Source organism: Amycolatopsis sp. NPDC089917 (genome assembly GCF_040684635.1).
Taxonomy (GTDB): domain Bacteria; phylum Actinomycetota; class Actinomycetes; order Mycobacteriales; family Pseudonocardiaceae; genus Amycolatopsis.
The window spans coordinates 202,540-219,807 of sequence record NZ_JBFBGL010000002.1; the positions used below are offsets into that span (position 1 = coordinate 202,540).

15 protein-coding genes and 2 pseudogenes are annotated in these 17,268 nt (G+C 68.7%); 10 read left to right on the top strand and 7 right to left on the bottom strand.

Annotation, left to right across the window (positions count from 1 at the left end):
- Positions 1-164 precede the first annotated feature (164 nt).
- Positions 165-761 (bottom strand): DUF6801 domain-containing protein, encoded by a 597-nt coding sequence (locus AB0N89_RS03075; RefSeq protein ID WP_364199591.1) that lies wholly within the window; start codon positions 759-761, stop codon positions 165-167.
- Positions 762-994: 233 nt separating this feature from the next.
- On the opposite strand from AB0N89_RS03075, the gene AB0N89_RS03080 reads away from it, so the two are divergent.
- Genes AB0N89_RS03080 through AB0N89_RS03090 form a run of 3 tightly spaced genes read left to right on the top strand, consistent with a single transcriptional unit; the run spans position 995 to position 3,272 of the window.
- The gene (locus tag AB0N89_RS03080) at positions 995-1,783 is read left to right on the top strand and encodes an adenylate/guanylate cyclase domain-containing protein (RefSeq protein WP_364199592.1); all 789 of its coding nucleotides are present in this window, start codon (positions 995-997) and stop codon (positions 1,781-1,783) included.
- 57 nt (positions 1,784-1,840) lie between these two features.
- Positions 1,841-2,695, top strand: coding sequence for a cell division protein ZapE (zapE, locus tag AB0N89_RS03085; RefSeq protein WP_364199594.1), 855 nt, complete (start codon positions 1,841-1,843; stop codon positions 2,693-2,695).
- Positions 2,682-3,272, top strand: a complete 591-nt coding sequence (locus AB0N89_RS03090; protein WP_364199596.1) for a TetR family transcriptional regulator — start codon at positions 2,682-2,684, stop codon at positions 3,270-3,272. Before zapE ends, AB0N89_RS03090 begins: the two co-directional genes overlap by 14 nt.
- Here AB0N89_RS03090 and AB0N89_RS03095 read toward each other — a convergent pair.
- A complete protein-coding gene (locus tag AB0N89_RS03095) occupies positions 3,269-4,666 on the bottom strand; it encodes a Gfo/Idh/MocA family oxidoreductase (RefSeq protein ID WP_364199598.1) in 1,398 nt (465 codons plus the stop codon). The genes AB0N89_RS03090 and AB0N89_RS03095 overlap by 4 nt on opposite strands.
- 173 nt (positions 4,667-4,839) lie before the next feature.
- On the bottom strand, positions 4,840-5,535 hold the full coding sequence (locus AB0N89_RS03100; RefSeq protein WP_364199600.1) for a nitroreductase family protein: 696 nt from the start codon (positions 5,533-5,535) through the stop codon (positions 4,840-4,842).
- A 301-nt stretch (positions 5,536-5,836) separates the two neighbouring features.
- On the opposite strand from AB0N89_RS03100, the gene AB0N89_RS03105 reads away from it, so the two are divergent.
- Complete coding sequence (locus tag AB0N89_RS03105) at positions 5,837-6,556, top strand: trypsin-like serine protease (RefSeq protein ID WP_364199602.1); 720 nt, start codon at positions 5,837-5,839, stop codon at positions 6,554-6,556.
- Positions 6,557-6,712: 156 nt separating this feature from the next.
- On the opposite strand, the gene AB0N89_RS03110 is transcribed toward AB0N89_RS03105, so the two are convergent.
- From AB0N89_RS03110 to AB0N89_RS03125, 4 genes and pseudogenes are all read right to left on the bottom strand, one after another.
- Complete coding sequence (locus AB0N89_RS03110) at positions 6,713-7,837, bottom strand: nucleotide disphospho-sugar-binding domain-containing protein (RefSeq protein ID WP_364199603.1); 1,125 nt, start codon at positions 7,835-7,837, stop codon at positions 6,713-6,715.
- Positions 7,838-7,887: 50 nt separating this feature from the next.
- Positions 7,888-8,043 (bottom strand): annotated as a pseudogene (locus tag AB0N89_RS03115) (mycothione reductase); the annotation flags it as partial.
- Positions 8,044-8,072: 29 nt separating this feature from the next.
- Positions 8,073-8,661 (bottom strand): annotated as a pseudogene (locus tag AB0N89_RS03120) (transposase); the annotation flags it as partial.
- 137 nt (positions 8,662-8,798) lie between these two features.
- The gene (locus AB0N89_RS03125) at positions 8,799-9,335 is read right to left on the bottom strand and encodes a CGNR zinc finger domain-containing protein (RefSeq protein ID WP_364199605.1); all 537 of its coding nucleotides are present in this window, start codon (positions 9,333-9,335) and stop codon (positions 8,799-8,801) included.
- A 70-nt stretch (positions 9,336-9,405) separates the two neighbouring features.
- Here AB0N89_RS03125 and AB0N89_RS03130 point away from each other — a divergent pair, with 70 nt between their 5' ends.
- The 6 genes from AB0N89_RS03130 to AB0N89_RS03155 all read left to right on the top strand — a co-directional run bounded on the left by AB0N89_RS03130 (position 9,406) and on the right by AB0N89_RS03155 (position 17,245).
- Entirely contained in the window at positions 9,406-10,044 is a 639-nt protein-coding gene (locus tag AB0N89_RS03130; RefSeq protein ID WP_364199607.1) for a haloacid dehalogenase type II, read from the top strand.
- A 71-nt stretch (positions 10,045-10,115) separates the two neighbouring features.
- Entirely contained in the window at positions 10,116-10,613 is a 498-nt protein-coding gene (locus AB0N89_RS03135) for a hypothetical protein (protein ID WP_364199609.1), read from the top strand.
- Positions 10,613-11,992 carry a hypothetical protein gene (locus AB0N89_RS03140; protein ID WP_364199611.1) on the top strand — a complete coding sequence of 460 codons (1,380 nt, stop codon included), beginning with the start codon at positions 10,613-10,615 and terminating at the stop codon, positions 11,990-11,992. Before AB0N89_RS03135 ends, AB0N89_RS03140 begins: the two co-directional genes overlap by 1 nt.
- Positions 11,989-13,359: a VWA domain-containing protein gene (locus AB0N89_RS03145; RefSeq protein WP_364199613.1), complete on the top strand. Its 1,371-nt coding sequence runs from the start codon at positions 11,989-11,991 to the stop codon at positions 13,357-13,359. The genes AB0N89_RS03140 and AB0N89_RS03145 overlap by 4 nt, the downstream gene beginning before the upstream one ends.
- Positions 13,360-13,379: 20 nt before the next feature.
- Positions 13,380-14,492: an AAA family ATPase gene (locus AB0N89_RS03150; protein ID WP_364199615.1), complete on the top strand. Its 1,113-nt coding sequence runs from the start codon at positions 13,380-13,382 to the stop codon at positions 14,490-14,492.
- Positions 14,489-17,245 carry a hypothetical protein gene (locus AB0N89_RS03155; RefSeq protein ID WP_364199617.1) on the top strand — a complete coding sequence of 919 codons (2,757 nt, stop codon included), beginning with the start codon at positions 14,489-14,491 and terminating at the stop codon, positions 17,243-17,245. The genes AB0N89_RS03150 and AB0N89_RS03155 overlap by 4 nt, the downstream gene beginning before the upstream one ends.
- Positions 17,246-17,268 lie beyond the last annotated feature (23 nt).

The window sequence follows — 17,268 nt, forward strand, 5'->3', positions numbered from 1 at the left end:
GTCACCGGCTTCTTCGATGCCGACTTCGCTCCGGTCGAGGACGCATCGGGATGTTCGATACCGCACCTGTCGCAGATCCACATGAGCGCCAGCTTGCGACCTCCAGTGCGCTGGAGGTCAAGACGCGTCTTCCCCCGGCTCGGTGAGCCGGGGGAAGACGGGGGTCAGCTGACGGTCGTCTTGCCGAGGACAGCGTCCTGGTCCGGCGGGTCGAGCGTGAGCTGCACGTCGAACTCGCCGAGCGAGCTGTCGGTCTTGATGTGCGAGGTCGCCGCGGCGTCCACGCTGCTGGTCGCCTCACCGGCGGGGGTTCCCGCCGGGATGGTGAAGTCGACCTTGCCCTCCGCGGAGAACTTCAGCGAGCCTTCGGCGGGCACCTCGGTGTCCGGGATCGGCAGCTCGATGGGGATCGACACCTTCTGCTCGCCCAGCGCGACGTTCACCTTCGAACTGATCGTGCCGGAGAGCTTCTTGGCGCCGACCAGCCGGAGCCCGTCGCCCGCGGCCTGGCCGGAATCGACGTCGAGGGTGAACGGCACCGAAATCGGCGTTCCGGCCTGGGCGATCGCCGGGATTTCCGCCTTCACGACCACCGCCACCTGCTGGTCGCCGATGATGGGGAAGCCGCCCTTGTACGTGAGATTCTTTTCGACGGCGGCCGCGGTTCCGGCCGCGGTGAGCATCACGGTTCCGGCGACCGCCGCCGCGATCCCGGCGGCGCAGAACCGGCGAACACCCTTTCGCACCAGGGTTTCCGTCATGTCAGGTCCTTTCGTCGTTGAATGGGCTCGATCCCGAATCTAGGTGGAAAGTCACCAACGAGGAAAGGGAAACGGCTCTCGCGTTTTCTTTACGCGTTGATCTTGTCACGTGTATGCGGAATTGCGCGATCGGCAATTGTCATTCGAAGGAGGAAAGGGGAATCGGCCGCCGATTTCTTGTCACCCGGGTGACAGGTGCTCGGCCGGCGAGGCGAAGGACTAGGGTCTTGGGCGTGACCGAACGACCCGAGCCGTGGCACCTCCGGACCCGCCGGTTCCTGCGGGCGACGGACCAGCGCGGCGAACTGGTGCGCGGGGCTCGGTTCCTCCGGGGTCTCGTCCCGGGGGAGAACGACCCGCTGACGCCCGCGACGGGCCGCTCGTCCGACAGGCTCGCGCGGCTGCTCACCGAGGCGGGCGCCGACCGGCCCAGCGCCACCCGTGAGCTGGGGCTGGCCGCGGTCCAGGCCTGGCAGGCCGTCCGGCGGTCCGGCGCCCGGCCGATGTCCGCGGAGGGCATCACGGTGCTGTTCACGGATCTGGTCGGCTTCTCGACCTGGGCACTGCGGGCCGGTGACGAGCGCGTGCTGGAACTCCTGCGTTCGGTCTCCAAGGTGACCGAGTCGGTCGTCACCGGGCACCGCGGCAGCATCGTCAAAGGGCTCGGTGACGGCGTGATGGCCGTGTTCGCCGACCCGGACGAGGCGGTGAACGCCGCTTACGAGACCTGTTCGGCCGTGGGCGTCATCAAGGCCGAGGGCTACCTGCCGCATCTGCGCGCGGGGCTGCATCGAGGGAATCCGCAGCGGGTCGGCAACGACTACCTCGGTGTCGACGTCAACATCGCGGCCAGGATCATGGCCGCCGCGGACGGCGACGAGGTGCTGGCCAGCGCCAGCGTCGTCGAACAACTCGACCAGGACGCCTTCACCGTGCGCCCGCGCCGGAACTTCCGGGCCAAGGGGACACCCAGGGACCTGCGGGTGTTCCGGGTCGTTCCCCGCTACACGGCCGGCGGCTGACTGTCCCCTGGATCACCTTCGCTTGCCTGCCCCTCTATGTTCGTAGAGGCTTCCTCTATGGACATAGAGCTGGACTCCGGTCAGGCCGTCGTCGCGGCCAGGCTGGACGAGGTCACGCGCCGCGAGCGCGGTGTCTATCTGTGGGGTCCCGTCGGGCGCGGCAAGACGATGCTGCTCGACGCGTTCCATGCCGCCGCGCCCGTCCGCAAGAGCAGATGGCATCTGCATCACCTGCTCGCGCATTTGCAGTCCACCGCGCACGAACTGGGCGGCATCGACCGGGCCGTCGCCGCCGTGCTGGACCGGTGCGCGCTGGTGTGTGTCGACGAGTTCCACTTGCACGACATCGGCGACGCGAAGCTGCTGGAACGACTGCTCAACACGGTGTTCGCGCGCGAGATCACGCTGGTCGCGACGTCGAACTATCCGCCGGAGGGCCTGCTGCCGGATCCGCTCTTCCACGACAAGATCGAGGCCGTCGTGACCGCTCTGCGAGCACACGTCGACGTCGTGCACCTCGACGGCGAGACGGACTATCGCCGTCCTGGGAGCAGGCCTGGCCGGTTCGTCGTCGGCATGCCGGAGGTGGCGACGGCGGGTGTCACGTTCGGTTTCGATCAGCTCTGCGCGACCACGGAACTGTCCACCCGGGACTACCTCGACCTGGCCGCGCGCCACCGCCGGTTGACCATCACCGGCGTGCCGCCGCTGAGATCGGCGGGCGCCGACGCCACGATGCGGTTCCGCGTCCTGATCGACATCCTCGTCGACGCGGGCGTCGAACTGAACGTCCACGCGCGGGCGTCGGTGGACGAACTCTTCCGCGATCCGCCCGCAGTCCCGGACCTCGACCGGATCCGGAGCAGGCTCACCGCGTTGTCCGAGGGAAAGGTCCGTTGTGGAGCGAACTGACCGGCGGACCCTCATCGCCGAGGCCGCGACCGCGATCCTCGCGTCCGAAGGAATCCGCGGCCTGACGCACAACGCCGTCGACGTCCGGCTGGACCTGCCGCGCGGCTCGACGTCGTACTACTTCCGCACACGCCAGGCGTTGCTGGAAGCGGTGGTCCGGCATATCTCGGACACGTCGGCACACCGCTTCCAGCTGACCGGCCTGGCGCACACCGCCGTCGGCGGCCGGACCGCCGCGGCGAACGCGATGGCGGCCTGGCTCGACGATCTCCTGGTCGGCCGCCGCCATCACGTCACCGCCCGCTACGCGCTGGCGATCGAACTCTCCGGCTTCCCCGAACTCCACGCGGTCCTCGCGCGTGCACTGTTTTCCCGCGAGCACGCGACACGGCTGTGTGAAGCTCTCGGCGCGTCCGATCCCGAGACCGCGAGCGCGGACCTCGTCAGCCTGATCGAAGGGCTGCTGTTCGACCGCTTCGCCGGCGCGCGCTCGCTCGACGGCGTCGAGGCGGGCACGCCGGCCAGCGTCGGACAGTTCGCCAGGCCGCTGGCGGTCTACCTGCGGGGGATGCCCTAGCCGGGCATGTCCGAAGGCTGCGAGTCGAGCCCGGCCCGGGGCTTCGACCAGGCGCCGCGCGTGAAGTCCGGCATCGCGACCGGCTTCCCGCCGCGGGCCAGCGAGATCACGCTCAACGGCACGGGGGAGCACCACGCCGCGGAGTCGTAGACGTCGATGTCCGGGACGAGCCCGGCGCGCAGCTGCTGCACGATCCGCCACTGCAGCACGTAGTCCATACCGCCGTGACCGCCGAGGTTCGGGTCGTCCTTGAGCTTCTTCCACAGCCAGTGGTCGTGCTGCTCGCGGTACGGTTTGAAGTCCTTCCACGCGTGCCCGCCGTGGTCGGGTTCGAGGTAGATCCGCTCGGGGTAGTCCTCCACGATGCCGCGGCTGCCCGCGAGGCTGTTGATGCGGCTGTACGGACGCGGCGAGCTGACGTCGTGCTCCGCGCGGATGATCCGGCCCTGCTCGGTCTCGATCAGGCAGGTCACCAGGTCGCCGTTGATGTAGGTCTCTTTCCACGACGGGTGGCCCGGCGGCATGTGGCGCTTCCGGTAGTCGGCGAGCCCCTTCGGCTCGGTCGCCGTGGCGCGCAGCGTGGCGAACCGGTCGCCGCGGTTGACGTCCATGCAGGCGGCGATCGGGGCGAGACCGTGCATCGGGTAGAAGCTCGCGGTGCTGCGGGTGTGCCACTTCCGGCGCCACGCGTCGGTGTAGTACGTGTCGGAGAACAGCAGTTCGCGCAGGTCGTGCAGGTAGCCGCCGTGCCCGTTGGTGACTTCGCCGAAGACGCCCGCGTGCGCCATCTTGAGGATCGCGAGCTCGTTGCGGCCGTAGCTGCAGTTCTCGGCGAGGAACAGGTGCTTGCGGGTCTGCTCGCTGGTGTTGACGAGGTCCCACAGCTGGTCGAGCTCGGTGGCGATGGGCAGTTCGACGCCGACGTGCTTGCCCGCCAGCAGCGCGGCCTTGCCCTGCGGATAGTGGAACTCCCACGGGGTGGCGATGTAGACGAGGTCGATGTCGTCGCGGGCGAGCATCTTCTTGAAGGCGTCGGCGGATCCGCCGTACTCGGCCGGGCGTGGACGCCCGTCGGCGGCGAGCTTGTCCGCGGCGGCCTTCGCGCGCTCGGCGCGGATGTCGCAGACCGCGGTGACCGCGGCGCCCGGGACGGCGCTCCACCCGCCGATCATGGACATCCCGCGGTTGCCGAGCCCGATCATGCCGATCCGGACGGTCTGGTGCCGTTCGAAGGGCACCCCGATCATGCTGCGCTGACCAGGCCGGCGGGGCGCGCTTTCCGCTCCGGTGGCCTCTTCCGCGGCGGTGGCGCTCGTCGGGATCGCGGCGAGCGCCCCGGCGGCGAGCGCGCCGCCGAACAGGGTCCGCCGGGAGACAGAGGGCAGGTCGGCCATGAAGAACACTCCTTCGTGTCGCCTTCGGTTGCCCGACTGTGTCCAATCGCCGCCAGATATGTCAAGAGATGCGTCAAAGTGAGCACAAAACTGCACTAATGCGCAGTTTGACTGTGTGTTCATCGCCGCTTCGCGCAACCCGGGTGCGCGCGGCACCCGGGTCACGCGTGGGTTCAGCGACGGATCAGCACCTGGTCGATGGACTTGCGCACCAGGTTCGGCACCACGCAGTCGTCCGCCGGATAGCCGACCGGGATGACCGCGAACGCCTTCTCGTTCTGCGGCCGATCGAGCAGCTCGCCGAGGAACCGCATCGGCGACGGCGTATGCGTCAACGCGGCCAGCCCGGACAGATGCAACGCCGTGAGCAGCATGCCGACCGCGATGCCCACCGACTCGTCGACGTAGTAGTGCTTGTGCTTGGTGCCGTCTTCGTCGAGGAAGTAGCGCTGCTGGAAGACGACGATGAGGTACGGGGCGTCGGTGAGGTGGGTCTTGACGGCGTCGGTGCCCAGCGGGCGCAAGGCGGACAGCCACTCCTCGCCGAGCCTGCCCTCGTAGGAAACGCGTTCCTCCTCTTCGGCGGCGTCGCGGATCCGCTGTTTGGTCGCGTCGTCCTTGATGAGCGCGAACGTCCACGGCTGCTGATGCGCTCCGCTGGGCGCGGTCGAGGCCACCGCGATGGCGTCGACGAGCACCTGCTCGGGTACCGGGTCGGTCGAGAACATCCGCACGGTGCGGCGGGTGTCCATGCGGCGGCGCAGATCGGCGGCGGTGGCCAGCGATTCTTCCGCGGAAAGGCGGGCTGGGCGGTAGGGCACCGGCTCGAAGGGGTCGCCGTAGGTCGGGGTCCACTGTGCTGCGGTCATGGTGCCGATTCTGGCGTGATCGGTGCCTGATCCGGAACCCTCGAGTTCGGGTTATGTCCCCAGGGTTATGCCGCCATTCGTCTCAAGTGGACGGACACTGACCGGGCCATTCGGCTTGCGCCGACATCGACCGCATGGCCCGCATACCTGGAGCAAACACCTAACGGTGATCGAAACGGAAAGATAGGTACCTTCCACCCGACTTTCGAAGGTGTCCGATTTCCCCTGCCGCGTCCCAGAATCAGCCCATCCTTCCCTCGGTACGCGGCCCTGTTCCACGCCGCAGAAATGAGTCGGAACCATGCGACTGCGCTCATTCGCCCTGATCGCCGGCACCGCCTTCGCTGCGATGCTCGGCGTGACCGCCCCCGTGGCGTCCGCCGCGGAACCGTCCTCCGGCGTCCAGCCGATGATCATCGGCGGCCAGAACGCGTCGAGCGGCCCCTGGGCGGCCAGACTCTTCGCCAACGGCCGGCAAACGTGTACCTCGACGATCATCGCGCCGCAGTACATCCTGACCGCGAAGCACTGTGTGGCCGGCGGCGGGACGTTCACCTTCCGGATCGGCAGCCTCGACCAGCAGAGCGGTGGCACCATGGCCACCGGCTCGACCGTGACCCGCCACGCGAGCGCGGACCTCGCGATCGTGAAGCTGACGACGTCCGTCAACGCCACCTACTCGCCGCTGGGCACCACCGCCAGCGTCTCGAACGGGCAGACCGTGCAGGTCTACGGCTGGGGCGCCACCAGCCAGTGCGGCTCGGAGATCAACTGTCAGTCGCGCTACCTGAAGGTCGCGAACGTGCGGGTCACGTCCGTCTCGTGCCGTGACTACAACGGCGGCGTCGCGGTGTGCGCGAGCCGCGGCGACGGCATCACCGCCGGCGGGGACTCGGGTGGCCCGATGTTCGCTTCCGGCCAGCAGGTCGGCGTCGCGTCGACGAGTGACCGGCAGACGACGACCGCTTACACGAACATCACGCGGTACCGGCCCTGGATCCAGCAGGTGGCCGGCGTCTGATCCTTGGGTTGCAACTGGGCCTTCCTCGGCGCTTGCTGAGGAAGGCCCAGTCTTCGTGTTGTCTGCCCTGCTAGAGGTAGTTGTTGAATCAGGCGCGTAACATGCCGTGCCCAGCCTCGCCATTTGTGCACGCCACGGTGTGCACACCTGGCAAAGTCAGGCGAGGCCGGCGATTTTCGATACGAGGTCGGCGGGCCTCGGCAGCGTCGCGATCTCGTCGGCCACCTCGGAGGCGGCCCGGCCCAGTCCCGGGTCGGTGAGCAGGCGGTCGATCAGCTCGGCGTCCACCTGATCCGGCTCCGAACGCAGACCGAGCCCGCGCCGCGCCACGGCGTCCGCGTTCATGTACTGGTCGGCGCCGTGCGGCAGCACGAGCTGCGTGACTCCGGCGTCGATCGCGGTCAGCGTCGAGCCGGCCCCGCCGTGGTGCACCAGCGCCGCGCAGGTCGGCAGCAGCGCGGACAGCGGCACCCACCCGGCCGCCCGCACGTTCTCCGGCAGTTCTCCCAGTGGCGACGGGTCCGCGTCGCCGAGGGCGAGTACGAACTCGGCGTCCAGATGCCGTGCCACGTCGACGAGTTTGGTCAACGACGTGAGCGCGCCGACCTGGGTCAGCACCGTGCCGAGTGTCACCGCGACGCGCGGACGCGCGGGCCGTTCGAGCACCCACTCGGGCAGCACGCCGCCTCCGTTGTACGGCACGTACCGCATCGGCCAGCCGCGCACCGGCCGGTCGACCATGCTCGGCGGCGCCACGTCGATCGACTCGCGTACCTCGGGAAACTCTTGCACGCCATGCCGTTCGCGTTCCTCGACCATCTTCTTGAAGATCGCCTCGGTCATCGACGCCTCGTCGGCGAACCCGAAGCCGTGCGACACGGCCGGCACGCCGAGCTTCGCGGCGACCAGCGGCCCGGTGCCCTCCATCGACGAGTACACGACCACGTCCGGCCGCCACGATTCGGCCACCGACATGGTCAGGTCCACCGACACGCCGGACAACTTGGCGAAGATCGCGCCGACGAACTCCAACCCCTTCTCGGTGTCGACGTCCGTGCTGTAGTCGAACCCCTCGGGTTGCTCGCTGGCCGCCTGCTGGAACACCGCGCTGATGTCGACACCCGGCGCGGTGTCCACGACGTGCAGGCCGGCGTTCGCGGCCTCCTTGCCGCCCGCGGTCGCCATCAGCACCTCGTGGCCGGCGGCACGCAGCGCGTGTGCCAGGGAGATCGTCGGGAACACGTGGCCAAGACCGGGGGAGGTCGCGAAGAGTGCGCGCACGATTCCCATTTAACACGCGATCGGCGATCACGTCGAACGTGACGGAAAGGTCAGTCGAGCGGCAGGTTCGGCAGCGCGTTCTCGATCAACTCCGGCATCGCCGGGTGAATCCAGTACTGGCCGCGCGCCATGCTTCGCGCGTCCAGGCCGAAGCTCATCGCCTGGATCGCCGGCTGGATCAGCGTCGAGGCCTGCGGGCCGATGATTTCTGGCCGACCCGATATCCCGGTTCGAACGGCAACTGCGTCAATGCCCGCGCCAAGACCTGCCGGTGGTCGGCCACGGTGTTGGAACAGGCGTTTCCCGGCCGCACCATGATCGCCAGCGGCTCGCCGGTGCCGTCGGCACCATGGTCGACCCACGCGCCCAGCGGATGAAACCCGAAGCCCTGCTTGAAATTCGGTGCGGCGCGTTCCTTGTCCGAGCGCGCGGTCACCAACGTCGCGTCCAGATCGATGATCAGCGGATCATCGGCGCATTCCCATGCCGCGGATGGCGCGCACCGCCTTACGCGGATCCTCGGCCGGCGCGGTGATCAGCCGCGACACGGTTGGATCCGAGGCCGCCAGCCCAAACATGCCCGGCTCGACCCGTGCCAGGCCGATGTCGGCCACGCAATCACCGCCCAGCGCGACCGCCAGATCCCACACGATCTTGCCAGGATCGTGCACTGCGAGGGTTTCCGCCACGGCGACAACACCCTCGGCAATGTCGTGATCAGCCCGACCGGTTCGGCCGTTCTCAGCAGCAACGCCGCCCCGGCCTGCGACACCCCCGAACCTGACCCGCCTGCCACCAGCTCTTGGCACTTGGGCAGCCGGCAATGATCAGTCGAGACCCATTGGCTTGCGCGGGTATTGCAAAGCGCGTGAGTGGGCTGCCTTTTTTGGATTAAAATGAGGCCGGATCTTCGTTGGGCTCTTAGCGCAGAATGGTTAAACTGCCCGAAATTGGCTGCAAGCTACCTGTCCATGGCCCGACGTGCGCGGTGGTTGGCGACGTTGACGCGGTTTCCGCAGAGGCCTGGCATGCAATAGCGACGCCCTCCGGGTCGTGTCGTGTCGATGAAAGCACCCTGGCAGGCAGGGGCGCCACATCCGCGGAACCGTTCGACGCCGAGAGTCTGGACGACGCGGAGGATGCCGACGCCGCAGATCAGGGACAGGGCGTCCGTGACCCTCGTGTCCGGCTGAAGCGAAACGGCCCATCGTGCGCTGTCGGTCAGGGTGATTTGAGTGACGGGTGAGGTGAGGGCAGAAGCGCCAGTCATGAGGCGCGTTCGGTCCGGATGATCGATCAGATCCCGCACGGTGGTGCGCAGCCGGTGCACGGCGCGCAGATCGCTGATGTGGGCGGGCGTATGTATCGAGTGAAGGTCTGCGAAGGCGCTGAGCGCGGCCAGATCGGGCAGGTGGTCTTCGCCGTGCCAGACCTCGGGGGCGGTGTTGACCAGGTCGGTAGCGACGCCCGCCGCCCAGACGTAATCGTCTAACGCCACTTGCATCCCTTACCAACCTCTCGTACCTTTGCGGTTAACCACCACTTTAACCCTTACCTGGAGGTTGCTCGTGCAGATCGACGCGTTGGTGTTCGACATACTCGGCACGCTCGTCGACGAACCGGCTGGGATCCGCGCGGCCATCCGGCAGGCCACGCCGGACGCCGACGCGGACGAGCTGGTCAAGCAGTGGCTCGGCCACGTCGCAACCGAGCAGCGGCGCATTGTCGATGGTGACAGGCCATACACCCCGAGTGATGTCCTCGACCGTGAAGCCGCCCAGTCGGACACGCTCGCGGCAGCGGGCCGCAGGATGCCGCCCTGGCCCGACACCGTCGAAGGGCTCAACAAGCTGGCGGAGCACTACCCGCTGATCGGCCTCTCCAACGCCAGCCGGACGACCCTGCTCCGGATGAACGCCTACGCGGGTCTCCGCTGGCATCAGGCCCTCTCCGCCGAAGAGGTGCAGTCCTACAAGCCCGACCCGGCCGTCTATGGGCTGGCAGTCGAACTGACCAAGACGAAACCGGAGCGGCTGCTGATGGTCGCCGCCCACGCGTGGGACCTGAGGGGAGCGCAGAGCGTCGGTCTGCGCACCGCGTACGTCGCCCGGCCGATCGGGGACCCGCCGTCGGAGACGGACCGCTTCGACTTCTACGCGGACGACCTCGCGGATCTGACGGCTCAGCTCGCAAAACTCCGGATGTGATCAAAACTGTCGGTGCCTCCCGCTAGGTTCTTCCCAGTCCCCACCGAGGCACCCCGCAAGGAGAAGATGCGTTGTCAGACTGGGAAAGAGCGAGCACGGCCCGGGTGTTGCCACCTGCCCGCCCGCGCAAGCTCGCGAAGGTTCCGTTCGTCGAACTGGCCGACGGACAAGTGCAGGGCGTGGTGTCCAGCGGCTCGGACATCGGGCGGGTGTACGTCTCGTCGGTCGCGGCGAGCACGTACGAATTCGCCTGTAGCACCAACAACAATCGGCCTTGCGGCGGCGCGCGGGGCATGTTCTGCAACCATATTCTCGCTCTGCTCAACGAATCCACCCTTCAGTACGGTGCTGAGCGCGTCGCGCGGTACTTGCGCGTCGACGTTCCGGAACCGACTGCGCAGGCCCTTTCGCAGACCATGAGCGCGACTCGGCCGTCGCAGGGCGACAACACCGCCGCCGCGTCCGTGTTCAGCCAATTCCTGCGGCACCTGGCCTACCTGGAATTCGAGGCGTCCACGGCGCCGGTGCCGGAGCTGCAGTGGTTCCCGCCGACCAGGGCGGTGGTGTGATGCGCACCGATCTGCTCACCGATCCCATCGCTGGTCTCGACGAGGCGCTGGCGGCTGTCGACGCCTTCGATGACGTGCTTGTCTCGGGGCTGCTTCGTCCTCAGAAGACCGCAGGTCTGACCGAGCTGGCCAATGCGGTCGCGGGGTCGCCGCTGGCGACGAGGGTCGCCGAAGCGGCCGAGAAGACCGCGGCCGCAGCGGCGGGGGAGGAGCACTTCGTTTCCCTTGCCGCGGCGAGGGTCGCGGTGTTCGGCTCCGTGCACGACGCCGTCCTCACGCGCATCGCGGAGGCGACCGGTCGGCCGTCGGGCGAGGAAGCCATCCGGCAGCCGTCCGAGCCGGAATCACCGAACCTGCTGGCCGCCGCTCGGTCCTGGCTGTCCGATTTGGTCCGTGCCGGCTGGCAGGGCATCGACCACGACTTGATCTCCGCCTCGGCTCCGGTGATCTCCGCGTTGCTCGCGGAACCGAGTTTGCGCCGGTTGGCTGTTCTGCTCGACGGGTTCGCGGCGGAACTCGCGGCGTCCTGCCCGGGTGCGGCGTTGGAGCGCGTTCCCGTCCGGCGCTGGGGTGACCTGTGGTCGCGCGGGATGCTGCTGACCCTGCCCGGGGTGGCGGCGGCGCCCGCGATCGAGACCGTCACCGGCCGGCTGTTGCCGCTGGGCGTCGACCTTCTGGAACACTCGACGGCCGCGCAGGCCCAGGTCCACGCTGTGCTCGAACCCGAAGACGGCACCGCGCCGCGGCTCGTGCGTGCGAGTGTGACGGTGCCCAAGCCGGACACGATCATCGGCGCCGGGATCTGGCAGCTGCTGCGCCCGCATCTTTCCCTGCTCACGGCGGTCAGCGAGGGCCGCTCGATGGATCTCGCCGGCATGTCGGTCACCGCCGAGGGCGACCTTCTCTGGCAGGACGAGCATGCTCGTCTCGGCGAGCCCGCGGACGCGTTCTCCACCGCGCGTGTCGTACTGCCGAAAGCCACCGCGCCGACAGTCGTGCCACTCGATCGGCATCCGGTGCGCATCGCGGTACCAGTGTTCCTCGAGGGCTATGGAATCGAAGGCGACGACGACGCGCTCTCGTTCACGTTCGCCGGGAGTCACCTTTCCGTCGAGACCGACCGCATCCCCGCCGCCGGGCCGCTGACCCCGAAGGCGATCGCGACGTCCAGCGCGTGCATCGGCCTGATCCGGTGGGACGGCGAGTTCCGACTCCAGCCCCTCGCGGTCGAGACCACTGTGCGCAAGAAGACCACGGCTGTGCACGCCGGAGCTTGGGCCGGAGGCACGGAGGACAAGGCCGGGGTGAAAGCCGAGAAGGCGGCCACCGACGCCGCGGCCGTGCTGCGCGAGCGCGCCGGAAGGTTGCTGCGGAAATGACCGAATCCGAGGACAACCGCCGCCAGGTCCTGTACTGGCGGCTGCTCGCCCGGCTCTTCGACGGCGAGGAGCAGGCCGCGCTCGAATCGGCGAGTGTGGCCGTGGTCGAGGACATCGGCCTGCCGTCGGCCTTGCTGGACCCGAACGTCGCCGTGGACTCGGTCGTCCAGCGGCATCCGGAACTCGCCGCCGAGTTCGACGGGCTGATGGTCCCCGAAGCCGAGGGCAGCCGGGACAAGGCCGCGGAGGTGCGGCGTGCGGCGCTGGTGTCGAAGGTGCTGCTCAACGTCTTCGCCCCGGCCCCGCACACGGTGACGGCCGGTCAGCTGTCCTGCTGGCAGGCAGACGCGGGCTGGCTCGAACGCGCGCTGGGATGCCGCCCGGGTGAGCTGCGCGGAGGTCGTCCTGGCGGAGCCCCGACCGGGCTGGGTGGCACCGGCGGAGGCGGGACTCCCGACTTGAGCACGCTGCTCCCGGCGATCGGCCCGGACCTCGCCGGCATCGAGGCGGACCTCGTCAAGCGGATGCATCTGCGTGAGGTCCTCGCCGATCCCGCGCTCGCGGCGAAGCTGAGCCCGAGCATGTCCCTCATCGAACAACTGCTGCGGGACAAGGACAACCTGTCCGGAGTGGCGCTGGCCAACGCCAAGTCGCTGATCCGCCGCTACGTCGACGAGATCGCGGAGGTCTTGCGCACCCAGGTCGAGAAGGCCTCGACAGGCAAGGTGGACCGTTCGGTCCCGCCCAAGCGTGTGTTCCGCAACCTCGACCTCGACCGCACCATCTGGAAGAACCTGACCAACTGGAGCCCGGAAGAGGAGCGGCTCTACGTCGATCGGCTCTACTACAAGCAGACCGCGAAGAAGACCACGCCACAGCGGCTCATCGCGGTGGTCGACCAGTCCGGTTCCATGGTCGACTCGATGGTCAACTGCGCCGTGCTGGCCTCGATCTTCGCCGGACTGCCCAAAGTGGACGTCCACCTGATCGCCTACGACACCCAGGCGCTCGACCTCACCCCGTGGGTGCACGATCCGTTCGAGACCCTGCTGCGCACCAACCTCGGCGGCGGCAACGACGGCATGGTCGCGATGGGGCTGACCCAGCCGAAGATCGCCGAACCCACCAACACCGTGGTGGTGTGGATCTCCGACTTCTACGAGACCCGCGTCGAGCAGCTCTTCGAAAGCATGGCCGCGATCCACCGCTCCGGGGCGAAGTTCATCCCGGTCGGCTCGGTCACGAGCGCCGGCCGAGGCAGCGTGAACCCGTGGTTCCGCGAGCGCTTCAAGGACCTCGGCACACCGGTGATCTCCGGCCACATCACCAAGCTCGTCCACGAACTCAAGACTTTCCTCACCTCCTGAACCTCCCCGAAAGGCAAGACATGTCCGACCTGCTGCGCGCCCCCGCCGAAATCAAGTACGCCGAAGAGCTGGACTGGCTGGAATCGGTCGACGACAGCCCCAAGCCGTTCGCCTGGCGCCTGTCGCCGAAGATGGTGCGCCTGTTCGTCCTCGGTTCCGAGCGTGCCGACGGCCTCGACCGCGAGATCTCGCAGAAGTGGTTCGGCGACCGGAGCATCGTCGAGCGAGCCATCGTCACACTCGCCTCCGACCGTGGCCTGCTGCTGATCGGCGACCCCGGCACCGGCAAGAGCTGGCTCGCCGAACTGCTGGCCTCGGCCATCTCCCGTAACTCCACGCTCGTCGTGCAGGGGACCGCCGGCACCACCGAAGACCACATCAAGTACTCGTGGAACGTCTCCATGGTCATCGCGAAGGGCCAGTCCCGCGAGTCCATGATCCCGTCGCCGATCATGACGGCGATGGAGGCGGGCTCGATCGGCCGGTTCGAGGAGCTGACCCGGTCCACCAGCGACGTCCAGGACGCGCTGATCTCCATCCTTTCCGAGAAGTACATCTCGGTGCCGGAACTGGACAGCGACGGCATCGTCTTCGCCAAGCCCGGCTTCTCCGTGATCGCCACCGCCAACAGCCGCGACCGCGGCGTCAACGACCTGTCCTCCGCGCTCAAGCGCCGGTTCAACTTCGTCCGCATCCCGGTGGTGACGAACAAGAAGAGCGAGGCGGAGATCGTCCGCTTCCGCACCGAGGAACTCCTGCGCCGCCACCAGATCGAGCTGGACGTGCCGCCGACGCTGCTCGACGTGCTGCTGCGCAGCTTCGGTGACCTGCGCGCCGCGGCCGCGTCCGCGGGCAGCGACGACGAGAAGCTGGAGTCCGCGCTGTCCACCGCCGAGCAGATCGGCGTGCTCGAAGACGCGGTCCTGCACAGCAACTTCTTCGGGGAACGCGCGCTGACCGCCCGCACACTCGCGTCCTCGCTCGTCGGCTCGCTCGCCCGGCGTGAGCCGGAAGACCTCGCGATCCTCAACAAGTACCTGCACGGCGTCGTCGAACCGCGCAGCAAGGACGAGGGCGGGGACTGGCCGGAGTTCCTCGACGGCGGCCGCGACGCGATCGCCACCCTCTCGTGAGCGGCGCCTTCGAGGCGTTGCGCGGCCAGTTGCAGGAGGCCGCGGCCGCCTTCGCCGACGGGCCCGGCGCTCTGGAGGGCATCCTGCTCGGGCTCGTCGACGATGTCGATCGCGCGGTGCGGGAGCCTTTGGAGATCTTCCCGGTCTGCCACCATTCCCCGGCTTCGGCCGTGGCGATGGCGCGGCGGCTGCGGGAGAAGCAGCCGAAGGTGGTGTACCTCGAACTGTGCGAGGACATGGCTCCGCTGCTGACCGAGCTGCGCAACTGCCGTCTTCCGGTGGCGGTGCAGGCCTTCGCGACGGACGTGAAGGGATTCCCCGCCGAGTGGGCGCCGCTGTCGGTGGTCGCGCCGATCACCGAGGCGTCGGCCGAGTACCAGGCGATCGCGTACGCCCTCGACACCCCGGGCGTCGAACTCGTGCTCGTCGACCGGTCCGCTGATCACGTCTTCCAGTGGGACGAGCGTGAGCCGTCGCCTGATCCGGACGCGGCGCCCGCCGAGGAAGAGGCCGCGTTGCACGGCGACGCGGTGGGTGTCGAGATCGGTGACCTGCGGCCCCGGTTCGCCGAGCTGGAGGAACACCTGCTGCGGCACGGTCGGGTGCGGCACTGGTCGGAGTGGTGGCACCAGTACGTCGAGCTGCCGCTCGGCGACAGCGACCACGACACCTATCGCCAGGTCATGTTCCTGATCGGCAGCCTGTTCCGCCGGCTCGCGCCCGGGGGCACCCGCCGCGTGCGGGTGGACGAGGACCGTGAGCGCTACATGTGGACCCGGATGCGCGAGCATCTCGCCGCCTCAGGTGCCGATCCAGCCGACTGCCTCTACCTCTGCGGCGCCTTCCACGCGGCCAGCCGGGTCGCGGAGTTCGGCGTCGAGGGTACGGACGGGTTCGTGATCAGCCCGCGCAGCGAGAGCAGCTGGCAGTACGGGCTGATCCCGTCGAGTCACGCGTCGATCGAGGCACAGTTCGGCCTCGCCGGGGGATCGGTGTCGATCGCCGCGACCGAGTGGGCGAAGAACCTCAAGCGCACCAAGGTGAAGCAGTTCCAGCTGGAGGGGCAGGTGGGCGGGCCGAAGCGGAAGAAGACCGCGGAACTGCCCACACCCACGGCGGATCCTGAGTCGGCGGACCAGCTTTCCGGCTTCCTGCAACGACCGCCCGTCCTCGACAGGCTGGACGAGGCCGAGCTGCTGGGCTGGTCGGTCGAGATCGTGCGTGCGGCGCGCCGCAACGGCTATCTGTCGTCGACGGCCGACGCCATCGCGGTGTTCGAGACCTCGATCCTGCTGGCGGGCCTGCGCGACCGGGCCAAGCCGACGCCGTACGACTTCCAGGACGCGGCGGTCACCTGCATCGAGAAGGACGTCGTACCCGGCAGGCGCGACGTGCGGCGCCTCGTCGAGATCATGATGGGTGGCGACCGGATCGGCCAGGTCGGCTACGACGCGTTGCCGCCGCTGGCACGAGACGTACACGACAGGCTGGAGCCGCTGAACCTCAAGCTGCAGCAACGAGGTGTGCAGCGGGCGTTGCTCGACATCGCTTCGCGGCCGGAGCTGGAGCCGTGCTCCGACCTGCTGTGGATGCTGCGGTACCTGATGCCGCACGGCGCGGCACGGCCGATCATGGGGGAACGGCGGCTCGGTGAACGGCCGATCCAGGAGTCGTGGGATCTGGCGCTGGGCACCCACCAGCGAGCCTTGATCGAGCTGGGTTACGAGGGCGTCAGCATCGAACAGGTGCTGGAGCAGCGGCTTCGGCGCGCCGCCTACCATCCGCAGGCCACCGCGGCGAAAGTGCTCGGCGCGGTCGAGGACGCGACGCTCTACCTGCGCAGCGCCCGGCTGGCGGGAGAGCTGGGCACGCGCGCCCTGGAGGTGCTGGCCACCGAACGCACTGTCGACGGCGCACCGGAAGTGCTGCGGCGGGTGCGGCGGCTGCTGGCGCATTACCGGACCAGCGAGCCGGTGCTGCCGAAGTGGATCGAGGACTTCGTCAGGACGGGGTACGCGCATTACTGCACCCTGCTCCCGGCGGCCTTCGCCGACGAGGAAGCCGGTGTCGAGCAGGTCGCCGCGATGCTGGGCTTCCTGTTCAGCATGGAGGCGCTGGCGCTGTCACTGGGTTGCGACCGTACCCAGCTGGAGCTGGCGATCGCCGGATCGCATCCGCAGGAGCCGTCGAAGGTGGCGCTGCTGTGGGCGGCACAGGTCCAGCTCGGAACTCTCTCGCGTGCGGAACTGCGTGAGCGGTGCGCCGAACTCCTGGCCAACCCGATGGTGCTGCCCGCTTATCCGCGCTACCTCAGCGGGTTCGTCCACGCGCTGGAACCCGCGCCCGGGCTGGCCGACTTCGTCGTCGAGGCGGTGTCGAACGCCTTCGCCGAGCTCCCGGACAGGTTGCTGCTGCCGTGGCTGCCGACGTTGATCACCACGCTGCGGTCCCGGGGCGCGGACCTGGTGCCGCTGCTCGTCCGTGAAGCGGGCCGGATCTTCCCTGGCCGGCTCGCGGCGCTCGACGAATGGGTCCCGCCGTGGAAGGACCAGCCGGAACCGCTCGCGCTGACGAGGAAGGCCGGGAGCGGCGCCCTCGCGTTGCTGGCGGCACATCCGGCGACCTGTGACGCCGTGGCCGGCCTGCTGGGCTGCGACGAACCCTGGGGGAGTGCCGCACCGACCGGCTTGGCGCTGCTGGAACGGTATCCGGGCACCGCCGTCGCGCTGGAGGAGGTGCTCGCCGGGGTGTGAGCCGAGGGGCGGTCGCCTGCTGA

Coding starts and splice junctions, on each gene's coding strand:
- AB0N89_RS03075 (WP_364199591.1), bottom strand. CDS start 761: ATGACGGAAACCCTGGTGCGAAAGGGTGTTCGCCGGTTCTGCGCCGCC.
- zapE (WP_364199594.1), top strand. CDS start 1,841: ATGGACATAGAGCTGGACTCCGGTCAGGCCGTCGTCGCGGCCAGGCTG.
- AB0N89_RS03095 (WP_364199598.1), bottom strand. CDS start 4,666: ATGGCCGACCTGCCCTCTGTCTCCCGGCGGACCCTGTTCGGCGGCGCG.
- AB0N89_RS03100 (WP_364199600.1), bottom strand. CDS start 5,535: ATGACCGCAGCACAGTGGACCCCGACCTACGGCGACCCCTTCGAGCCG.
- AB0N89_RS03105 (WP_364199602.1), top strand. CDS start 5,837: ATGCGACTGCGCTCATTCGCCCTGATCGCCGGCACCGCCTTCGCTGCG.
- AB0N89_RS03140 (WP_364199611.1), top strand. CDS start 10,613: ATGCGCACCGATCTGCTCACCGATCCCATCGCTGGTCTCGACGAGGCG.
- AB0N89_RS03145 (WP_364199613.1), top strand. CDS start 11,989: ATGACCGAATCCGAGGACAACCGCCGCCAGGTCCTGTACTGGCGGCTG.
- AB0N89_RS03150 (WP_364199615.1), top strand. CDS start 13,380: ATGTCCGACCTGCTGCGCGCCCCCGCCGAAATCAAGTACGCCGAAGAG.